At 54.7% G+C, this 1,709-nt stretch carries 3 protein-coding genes; all 3 read left to right on the top strand.

Going from position 1 to position 1,709, the window contains the following annotated elements:
* A partial coding sequence (locus tag BLW83_RS15295) for a GAD-like domain-containing protein (protein ID WP_218139155.1) occupies positions 1-714 on the top strand: 714 nt, incomplete at its 5' end.
* Positions 715-1,272: 558 nt separating this feature from the next.
* Complete coding sequence (locus tag BLW83_RS15785) at positions 1,273-1,455, top strand: hypothetical protein (protein WP_090849245.1); 183 nt, start codon at positions 1,273-1,275, stop codon at positions 1,453-1,455.
* A 13-nt stretch (positions 1,456-1,468) separates the two neighbouring features.
* A partial coding sequence (locus BLW83_RS15285; RefSeq protein ID WP_143042870.1) for a hypothetical protein occupies positions 1,469-1,709 on the top strand: 241 nt, incomplete at its 3' end.

Raw genomic sequence — 1,709 nt, 5'->3', positions numbered from 1 at the left:
CCGTTGCAGGAGGTTCTGGATGAATTCGGACCGCCGCAGGGCGATGGTCCGATCAGCCAGGCCGAGGCCGAGCGTTACCGGGGCCGGGTGCCGGAGGCATTGATCGAGTTCTGGCTGAACCACGGGCGCGGAAGTTGGCGCAATGGGCTTTACTGGTTGTGTGATCCCGAACCGTTGATGCCGGTCATGGAATCCCTGTTCAAGAATGATCCCGAAATACGCCCGGACGAATTGGTCCCCTATCTGCGGGATGCATTCGGATATATTACCGCCTGGCATCCCAGGTTGAAACTCGTGTCCATCGCCACGAATCTCGCTGAAGTATCCAATACCGATATCACAGTGCAGGTTATCGACGGTGAACGGCCATTCGATGACGACCTAGCCGTAGCCGCTCCTGTCTACAGTGACCTGGCTTATGAACGGGGCTGGGTCAACGCGGTGGACGGAACGCCGGTCTTCGACGCGGTTCTGGCGCGGCTTGGGCCCATCCGCGAGGATCAGGTCTATGTCATGACCCCGCATTTCCTTTTGGGCGGCGATGGCGTCGCCGAAGATTTTTCGATCGGCGGGCTGGTCGAATATCTGGGCTTCCTGATCCAGACCCAGCCCTTCACGCGGATGCGCTATATCTCCCCCGACGAGGGCGGACGGAAACCCTTTGGCCACAGCGATCCGGTTCGGACAATCGGCCATGACCGGCTGATCGAGTGAAGCCGAGATCCCTCACCGGAAACCTGGCGGAAAGCGCATAAGACGCAGCGAGTTTCGCAGGAAGTCGCAAATAGGGTGTTTGTCGCTGTGGCGGGGATGGGTGGAGTTGACTAATAGCCCCGCCGGGGGTTGCGGTGCGTATACTTGCGGAAGATGTAGCGGGTATTGAAATGAGATGAATTTGCATTTATTTAAGAATCTCTCTGGGAATCTGAAATTGACGCGCATATGAAAAGTGTTGCGGGCATACGCAATCCTGACATAGTTTCAAGCAGTGCGGGCGGCCGTAGAGACTGGGAAACCACACCTGAGAGCGGCAACGCAATGTTGCCTTCGGTGCGGTCATTCTAGATGTTTGCGCCGATCTCGCGTGCTGATGGAGGCGGAAGATGCTTGAGTACCCGGGGAGAATTATTATGATGAACCCTGTTCACAGTCTTGGATCTGCGATATTTCCAGCTTATCCATCGCAAGAATAATCTAGCTTGCCAGTCTGTAAAATTTGCTTTTATGCTTGTGGTTTGAGCAAGATCGGGATTATGTGCAAACTACCATTATTTGGCCTGCGATCCCGACCACTTGCCGCTGATGATGGAGGTGGTATTTGTCGGGGGTTTCGGCTACCATGCAGGTGGTTTGAACTTCTTCGGTTGCAATCCCCGTGGCATGATCGACGTGTTCATGGATCATGATGGGGTCATTATAATTAATCTGGTTTTTGAAGCGATTCTTGATGCATAAAATGCCCACAATCATGTTCACCCGTGCTGCCGCACCCTCTGCCGATACGCTGATGGTTTCGGCAGTGCTCGACGAAGATAATGACGAGGCGATCTATCAGCCCGCCGCGCGGGTGTTCCAATATGAACACGGAAACCAGCCCGGCGAACAATGGTTCGTCAGCGATTTCGAGCTGAGCGTTCAGGATATTACGGTAATTGAAGAGGTGGACATTTCTCCGGATCGCCCGCGTTTTTTCGCGCTGCTCGGGGCCG

The sequence above is a fragment of the Paracoccus alkenifer genome, assembly GCF_900108405.1.
Lineage (GTDB): Bacteria > Pseudomonadota > Alphaproteobacteria > Rhodobacterales > Rhodobacteraceae > Paracoccus > Paracoccus alkenifer.
The sequence above is the reverse complement of the archived record's forward strand: the minus strand, read 5'-3'. Positions and strand labels throughout refer to the sequence as shown.